The sequence below is a fragment of the Dankookia rubra genome (assembly GCF_004355005.1).
Taxonomy (GTDB): domain Bacteria; phylum Pseudomonadota; class Alphaproteobacteria; order Acetobacterales; family Acetobacteraceae; genus Paracraurococcus; species Paracraurococcus ruber_A.
This window is the reverse complement of sequence record NZ_SMSJ01000165.1, coordinates 1-7,073: the sequence shown is the minus strand read 5'-3', so window position 1 is coordinate 7,073 and position 7,073 is coordinate 1. Positions and strand designations below refer to the sequence as shown.

At 65.3% G+C, this 7,073-nt stretch carries 8 protein-coding genes; 2 read left to right on the top strand and 6 right to left on the bottom strand.

What is annotated here, in order from left to right; all coding sequences use genetic code 11:
- Positions 1-66: 66 nt before the first annotated feature.
- From E2C06_RS34790 to E2C06_RS34775, 4 genes are all read right to left on the bottom strand, one after another.
- Positions 67-606, bottom strand: a complete 540-nt coding sequence (locus E2C06_RS34790) for an HpcH/HpaI aldolase family protein (RefSeq protein WP_133293126.1) — start codon at positions 604-606, stop codon at positions 67-69.
- A gap of 52 nt (positions 607-658) precedes the next feature.
- Positions 659-1,408 carry a maleate cis-trans isomerase family protein gene (locus E2C06_RS34785; RefSeq protein WP_133293125.1) on the bottom strand — a complete coding sequence of 250 codons (750 nt, stop codon included), beginning with the start codon at positions 1,406-1,408 and terminating at the stop codon, positions 659-661.
- Between the two features lie 56 nt (positions 1,409-1,464).
- Positions 1,465-2,070: an antibiotic biosynthesis monooxygenase family protein gene (locus E2C06_RS34780; protein ID WP_133293124.1), complete on the bottom strand. Its 606-nt coding sequence runs from the start codon at positions 2,068-2,070 to the stop codon at positions 1,465-1,467.
- A gap of 238 nt (positions 2,071-2,308) precedes the next feature.
- The gene (locus tag E2C06_RS34775) at positions 2,309-2,659 is read right to left on the bottom strand and encodes a cupin domain-containing protein (protein ID WP_165982878.1); all 351 of its coding nucleotides are present in this window, start codon (positions 2,657-2,659) and stop codon (positions 2,309-2,311) included.
- Between the two features lie 597 nt (positions 2,660-3,256).
- Here E2C06_RS34775 and E2C06_RS34770 point away from each other — a divergent pair.
- Together E2C06_RS34770 and E2C06_RS39015 are read left to right on the top strand one after the other, a co-directional pair.
- Positions 3,257-4,273 carry an alpha/beta fold hydrolase gene (locus tag E2C06_RS34770; RefSeq protein ID WP_133293122.1) on the top strand — a complete coding sequence of 339 codons (1,017 nt, stop codon included), beginning with the start codon at positions 3,257-3,259 and terminating at the stop codon, positions 4,271-4,273.
- Between the two features lie 333 nt (positions 4,274-4,606).
- The gene (locus E2C06_RS39015; RefSeq protein WP_206664832.1) at positions 4,607-4,792 is read left to right on the top strand and encodes a PaaI family thioesterase; all 186 of its coding nucleotides are present in this window, start codon (positions 4,607-4,609) and stop codon (positions 4,790-4,792) included.
- 325 nt (positions 4,793-5,117) lie between these two features.
- Here the strand turns inward: E2C06_RS39015 and panE are convergent, their stop codons facing one another.
- Positions 5,118-6,056 carry a 2-dehydropantoate 2-reductase gene (panE, locus tag E2C06_RS34760; protein WP_133293121.1) on the bottom strand — a complete coding sequence of 313 codons (939 nt, stop codon included), beginning with the start codon at positions 6,054-6,056 and terminating at the stop codon, positions 5,118-5,120.
- Between the two features lie 136 nt (positions 6,057-6,192).
- On the bottom strand, positions 6,193-6,930 hold the full coding sequence (locus E2C06_RS34755; protein WP_241671606.1) for a DUF1194 domain-containing protein: 738 nt from the start codon (positions 6,928-6,930) through the stop codon (positions 6,193-6,195).
- Between the last annotated feature and the right edge of the window lie 143 nt (positions 6,931-7,073).

Here is a 7,073-nt window from a genome sequence, read left to right as displayed (position 1 = left end):
GGCCTTCCGTCAGCCGTCGTGACGAAAGGCTCGGCAGCGCTCCTATTTCACGCCGCCGCGGCCAGATTACCCAGCCGCTCCCTGAGGGATTTTCTCTCCGACGCTCTCAGTTGGCAGGGCGCCGATGTGCTCGATGGTGGCGATGGCCAGCACCTCGTCGTCGGCGCGGTCTTGGTAGTCTCGCATCGACAGCCCCCAGCGAGGTGGGGCGTAGAACGGCCCCCAGGCGCGCTCGCCGAGCGGCGGGTAGCGGACCGCGCGGACCGCCGCCTCCGCGTCGTCGCGGGCGGATATCAAGAGGAAGCAGACCCCCATGACGCCGAGGTCGAGGGGCACCTTGGCGTGCCACGGCGTGGTCGCCGCGACCCGCGCGAGCGGCACCAGCGGCGTGCCCGCGGTGGCGGCGATCATCGCGTGCGCCTCGGCGGGGCCGATCGGCCCGTGCTCCATGTCGATCAGGATGAAGTCGAGCCCGGAGGCCGCGAGCACCTGCACGACCTGCACGGAGGGGATGGTGGCGATGGCGCCGAGCGCGCAGCGCCCCTCCGCCCACATCGCCCGCAGGCGGTTCAGGCCGGGTTTCTGCTCGGCGGAGGACGGGCCCATTCGGTGGCCTCCTCTAGCTGGGCGATGTCGGCACCAGCACGTTCGTGCAGGCTCAGAACTCGGCCAGGAGCCGCCCGAAACCCTGCACCTTGTCGTGAATGCCGCACTGGCGCAGCGCGTGCCAGTAGGTGGCGGTGTTGAGGGCGATCACCGGCTTGCCCAGCCAGAACTCGGCCATGGCCGCCACTCGCGCCATCGGCAGGTTGGTGCCGACTACCACGACAGCATCCACGTCGGGGCTGTCTACCTCCACGATGGCGTCCCGCAGCGTGGCCTCCGGGGTGTGCGCGATCAACACAGGGCTGCCGCACCTCAGCCCCTTCACCCGCCCCACTGCGATGCCGCTGTCCTCGAAAAACCGCCGCGCCTGCTCGTCGCCGACCGGCATGTAGGGCGTGACCACCCCGATCCGCGCCATACCGTCATAGCGGGTGAGCGCCGCCAGGATGGCGTCGGCGCCGAGCGTCACACCAACTCGCCCGCCGCTCTTGGCCAGCAGCCTCTCCCGGAGGACACGCGCGCCCTCTACCCCGCCTGCGGACTCGGCCGCGGTGGCCAGGATGACGTGGCCCGGGTCGAGGGTCAGCACCTCGTCCATGGCGTCCACCATGGTGGCGCGCATGTTCTCCAACTGCTGGCTGAACTCCGTGTCGGTGCGGGTGGGCGCGTTGGGGATGCGGAAGCCGCGCACGTGGTTGGTGATACCCGGCGGGCGCATGGCATCGTACTCGGGCTGCACCGACGTGTTCGTGGAGGGCACCAGCACCCCGAGCTTCATGCGCCAGCCGAGCGTGTCTGCCATCGTCGCTTCTCCCCCAAAATCCGCCGGGTATGTCAGTGCCGCTCTGGCCGGGGTAGTCAGGCCATCGCCAATACGGCGGTCTGCCCCGAGGCCGCCACCCGAACGGCGACGTTTGGCTGCTGCTTCTTCATGATCGCCATGGCGATCTCGTGCGCCGCTTGGGCGTGCTCGCGGTTGTCGAAGAACGTCACGGAGGCCCCGCGCGTCTGATCATCGGTCGAGCGCGCGAAATAGACCCCGCGGAACCCTGGGACCTGCTGGGTGGCGGCGACCATCTCCTTGACGACCGGCACTTGGGTTTCCGGTCCGGGCAGGTTTTCCGATTTCCGGATCATGCAGTAGAGGGACTGGCCCGGGCCGCCGCTCTGTGGCGCCGCAATGCCGTGCGGCCCGATCGTGCCGTTGAATCGTTCGGTCGGCTCCACGAAGTCCGGGAGATTGGCCTGCACCCAGCCGCGGATTTTATCTCGGCTGTTCGCCAGCGCATCGGCATCGCGCCAGATGTGGAGGGCGACGATATCACCCTGCTCAGTGGCGAAGTTCGCGTAACCGAGGAAGCCCGGGTGGCTTTTGAGCAGCGGGACGAAACCCTGCTGGACCTTCGGCGCCGCCTCGCCGATCTTCCCGGCCATGCCCACGTAGCGGCTGATGTTGATGTACATGTCGCCTCTCCCTGCCCCCGTGCGGGGCCAGGGATGCTGCTCTCCGGGAGTCGCTCGGGTCAACGACGAGGGCAACGGCAGGTACCAGCGGCCGACCAGCAGGCCGTCACGTAGGCCATTGCCACCTACGGAAACTGGACGGAGCGGCACGGTGTTCTAAACCGGCGGTGTGGATTTCTGCCACGCAGCGGGTCGGTCCAGATGCCTGAATAACTGGTTAGGCGTACATGGAAGCAAGTCACTCCCAGTCCCGGGTAATCACCGTATGCCCGTTGCGTTCAAAAATTTCCGCACGTACGGCTGGATCGATCTCGGGCAGAGATTTTCCTTGTCGGCACAGTTCTTCAAACGACTTTGCCCCGCCGCCCGGGGCGAACATGAATAATGCTCGACCTTCACTGGTGCCGCAGTTGCGCCAACCATGAACAATGGTGCGTGGGACGAAGGCCCAAGCTCCGGTCGAGATGCGATGCGTCCGGTCGCCAAGCCGCGCGATGAACTCACCAGAGAGGATATATATCACCTCGTCGCTGTCGCGGTGGATGTGTAGCGGCGTACCAACACCGGGTGGCACCATTTCCTCGAACACCCCCACTCTGCCGTCGGTAGCATCAGTCAGAATTTTAAAGACCGCAGGGCGCCCTGGTCCCATTCCCCAGGCCATACCCTCGTGCGGCGCGACAATGAAGCCTTCAAGACCGCTAGCCATGCAGGACCCCCCTCATTTTCCGACATCAGCCAACGGCGTGGAAGCCGAGCCATCCTGTATCTGTTGTCGGTGTCGCTGCGCTAAACTCGCCGTGGTCGCACGCCTCTTTCCGGACGCGCGATGCGGACGGACCACGCTCCTTCGCCGTAACCGCCTAGGCTGCTGCTGGAACCCGTTGGACACAGGGAGTAAGCCGATGCAAGCGAGACCGCATGTGATCACCTTGAATGCTCGGCCCCAGCCCATCGAGATCGACCGTGTGCCACATGTCGTTCTGGCCATGGAAATGACGCACGAGTTCGGTACCCGAGGCGGCGTGTTCGATCGGGCGGGTGACGAGACGGTCAATGCCGATCGGAATCAAGATGGAACTAAGGATCGCCAGAGGCGACAGCAAGGCAGGGTTCCGTCCGGCATTCGAGGTATCGTCGCCTGAGCCAATGCTTGTCGGTGTTTGTAGCGCTGGGGAGGAGAGCAATGGCCGACTATGACATCTTCGAACTTGGCAATGTCGTCCTGCAATCTGGGGCGACGTTGCGGGGTGCCAAGCTGGCCTACAAGACCTATGGGCGGCTCAACGCCAGCAAGGACAACGCCATTGTCTACCCGACGTGGTACTCCGGGCAGCACACCGAGAACGAGTGGCTGATCGGCCCCGGCATGGCGCTCGATCCCGAAAAATACTTCATCCTCGTCCCGAACATGTTCGGCAACGGCCTGTCCTCCTCACCGAGTAACACACCGCCACCCTGGGATCGCGCTCGCTTTCCGGGGGTGACGGTCCACGACAACGTGGCCTGCCAATACCGGCTCGTGACGGAGAAGTGGGGTATCGAGCGGCTGCGGCTGGTGGTCGGCTGGTCGATGGGCGCCCAGCAGACCTTCGAGTGGGGCGCGGCGTATCCGCAAATGGTGGAGCGCATCGCCCCGTTCTGCGGCTCAGCACGTACCTCGCGGCACAACTTCGTCTTTCTTGAGGGCGTGAAGGCGGCACTGACCGCCGACGATGCCTTCCAGGGCGGCTGGTACGAGCGGCAGCCCACCAAGGGCCTGCGCGCCATGGCGCGGGTCTATGCGGGTTGGGGATTCTCCCGGACGTTCTACCGCGAACGGCTGGACATCGAAGGGATGGGCTTCGCCTCTCTAGAAGATTTCCTCGTCGGGTTCTGGGAGGGACTATTCCTGCCGCGCGATGCCAACAACCTCCTGGCCATGCTCTGGACATGGCAGCACGCCGACATCAGCGCCAACCCGCGCTACGGTGGCAACTTCGAAATGGCGCTCGGCGCCATTACGGCCCGGGCGCTGGTCATGCCTGGGCAGACTGATCTCTACTTCCCGCCCGAGGATAGCGAGTACGAGGTCGCCCACATGCCGGATGCGGAGTTGCGCCCCATCCCCTCCATTTGGGGCCACTGTGCGGGAGGTCCGGGAGTGAACCCGGCGGATGTGAAGTTCATCGACGAGGCATTGAAGGCGCTCTTGCAATCGTAATCCGCCCGGCTGCACCGGATTCAGCAAGAAATGCAAGGTATAGCCGAAAGGAGGGCACCGACAAACTGGCAGCCTCGACCTCGGGAGGAGCATTGCCATACGAGGAGCGCCGGGTGGTGCGGGACGGGGTGCGGTCCGGGCTTGAAGGCGACGCCGAAGCGGGCGGTCCGATCGAGGTGCCGGTTGAGTTCCTGTTCGCCAGCGGGCGCAAGTAATCGCTCGGGCGAAAGCGGATGACGCGGGTCATGGATCGGCTGGCCGACCTCAACTCTGCCATGCTGCCCTTCACCAAGCTCCTCATGATGACCTTCACCAGGGGCGGTGCCCGACCGGGTGACTGTGGAATTGGTGGTCCGCGACGACCTCTGCACCCGGCCCGCGATCCTCCACGGCAGCGCCATCATGGCCTTCGCCGACACCTTCGGCGCGGCGGGCAACATCCTGAACCTGCCCGAGTGCGCCTGGACGACGACCATCGAGAGCAAGACCAACCTCATCGGCTCGGCGCCGCTCGGGTAGTGCATCATCGGCGAGGCCGCTCCCCGTGCATCGAGGCAAGACGACCATGGTCTGGCAGACGCGGGTCACGACGGAGGCGGGGCGCCTCGTCGCCCTGGTGATCCAGACGCAACTCGTCCAGGCGGCGCGGGGAGCGTGAATCGGCGGCGGTGTCCGGACCGATTATGTCGGCTGCATTCCACCCCGTGGGCGCATGGCCCGAAGATGGGTACGCCTCGATCCCGCACCCCTTCACCTTTGGGCCGGGGACGGTTCCGGCAAAGGGGAGGGGCGATGTTCCACAATCAACCAGTTCCCGTTTGCCTGCCGGACCAGGGTCAAGCCGCTAGGCTCCGGCTTGTTCTCGCTTGCGTCGCGCTTCATAGGTGGCGACATGGCAGCGCGCGAGCCTCAGCATGGGCGTCAAGACACCCATCTTCTCCGCTCGCTCCACCATGTCGCCAAGCACATGCTCGCCCTCGGCGGGGCCGCCACGATCGATGTCGCGCAGCATTGACGCGGTGAGCCGAGAACCTTCATTCGTCAGGAAACCGGTGGTGATCTCTATGATCGCTGGGCGGGGTTCATGTCCGGACGCTGCCGCCACCGCTCGGCATTCGGCAAATAGCGCCAACACCATGTCCCGGCCACCTGGGGAGACAAGAATGTCGCCGACGCTTCCTCGCATCAGGCAGGTCGCCGCGGCCAGGGCGGCCAGCCCAACCCACTTCTCCCACATATCCTGCACGATCTGCTCGCTGGTCCGAGGCCGGAAGTTCGCCCCGTCGAACACTGAGGCGATGGCTCGAACACGCGGGGAGAGGGCGCCTGGAACCTCGCCAAAAATCAGTTGGTGGTCAGTCCCCATGCGATGGATGACCTGACCCTCCGGCCCGAGAGTCGCCGGTATCTGGGCTACGCCGCCGAGGACGCGTTCCGCGCCGAAGCGTGTGGCCAGCATGTCGAGGTGGCGCATGCCGTTCAGCACGGGCAGAATGGTGGTCTCGGGTCCGACCGCGGACACAATGTCCTGCATTGCGGCGTCAAGGGAGTACGCCTTCACCGCGAGCAGAATGAGGTCGTATGGCTCGCTCAGGTCACGGGCCAGCACAGTCCGGGGATGGACGTGGGCGTTTCCATGAAGGCTGTCGATGTGGAGCCCGTGCCGCACGATCTGTTCGGCGCGGCCAGGACGCACGAGGAAGGTCACGTCGCGCCCGACTTCTGCCAGTCTGCCGCCGAAGTAGCCGCCCAGCGCCCCAGCGCCGACTACCAGAACCCGCATGATGCCCTCCTATTCCAGGCCATTGTCCAAGACCTTAGCGTGCTCTCGGCGCGCGGTAATCCGCATCGTCGAGTCCTAGCTAGGATTCACGGAGGACCCCGCTGCCGACCTGATCTTCGCGCAGCCGGATTTCACCTCAGGATGATCTACCGACGCATAATGGGGAAACCTCGGCGATTTCCCTCCTCAGCTTGCGCCGGAGCGCAGCCCCGAAGCCGCCGAAGTCCTCAGCCGTCACAACAAAGGCGCCGGGACCACCGACGACCGCATTGCGATAGTGGTCCTCTAATTCGCCGGGCGGCGAGACGCTGCCGATGTCTGTCGCGCCATCCCCGACGGCGATGCCGTTGATGGTGATGTTCTCGGCGACCGCTCGATCGCGTGCCGCCTCGACAGGTAGGCTGCCGTTGTTCAACCCGTCGCCCGACACATCGATGACCCTGCGCTCGGCAGGCCAAGGAGCATCAGATAGCACCCGCCGAGCGAAGTCGATGCCCCCCGCGATCGAGGTGCCGCCCAGCGATAGGAGGGGCTTCCGTGCAAGTGCCTCGCTCCACGCCGTAGCGTCGGGGAGGGAGGCGATACGCGTCCAGGGTAGCACTAAGCGTTGATGTGCGACTCCTGACCACTCGACATACGTAAGGCCAATTGCGCCGCACGGCCCGCTGCGTACTAATGCAATCACGCTGGGATCGCACAGCGCCGCGCAATGGCCTTCGCGCTGCAACCTTGCTACGTCGCGGTCTATAGAACTTGACGTGTCCACCGCGAGGACCAATAGCAAATCGACCGGTTCAGGGATGACGACCGCCAGGGGCCGTGCGGCGGGGACTGCGAGCATGGATGCAGCAGAGAGGAGACTGCGGCGGTGCACGGGCGCCTCCTGCGAGTGGCAGGGCGATTGCCGTTATTGATCCGGCCTGGGCGATCTTGAATCAGGCGGCGTAGCGAAAAGTCTTGTGCCCGAAGAAGCTGCGAACGCGGTCGGGCAGCTTCGATAGCCTGCGCATGTGCCCG

Coding starts and splice junctions, on each gene's coding strand:
- E2C06_RS34770 (WP_133293122.1), top strand. CDS start 3,257: ATGGCCGACTATGACATCTTCGAACTTGGCAATGTCGTCCTGCAATCT.
- E2C06_RS34780 (WP_133293124.1), bottom strand. CDS start 2,070: ATGTACATCAACATCAGCCGCTACGTGGGCATGGCCGGGAAGATCGGC.
- E2C06_RS34790 (WP_133293126.1), bottom strand. CDS start 606: ATGGGCCCGTCCTCCGCCGAGCAGAAACCCGGCCTGAACCGCCTGCGG.
- panE (WP_133293121.1), bottom strand. CDS start 6,056: ATGCGGGTTCTGGTAGTCGGCGCTGGGGCGCTGGGCGGCTACTTCGGC.
- E2C06_RS34785 (WP_133293125.1), bottom strand. CDS start 1,408: ATGGCAGACACGCTCGGCTGGCGCATGAAGCTCGGGGTGCTGGTGCCC.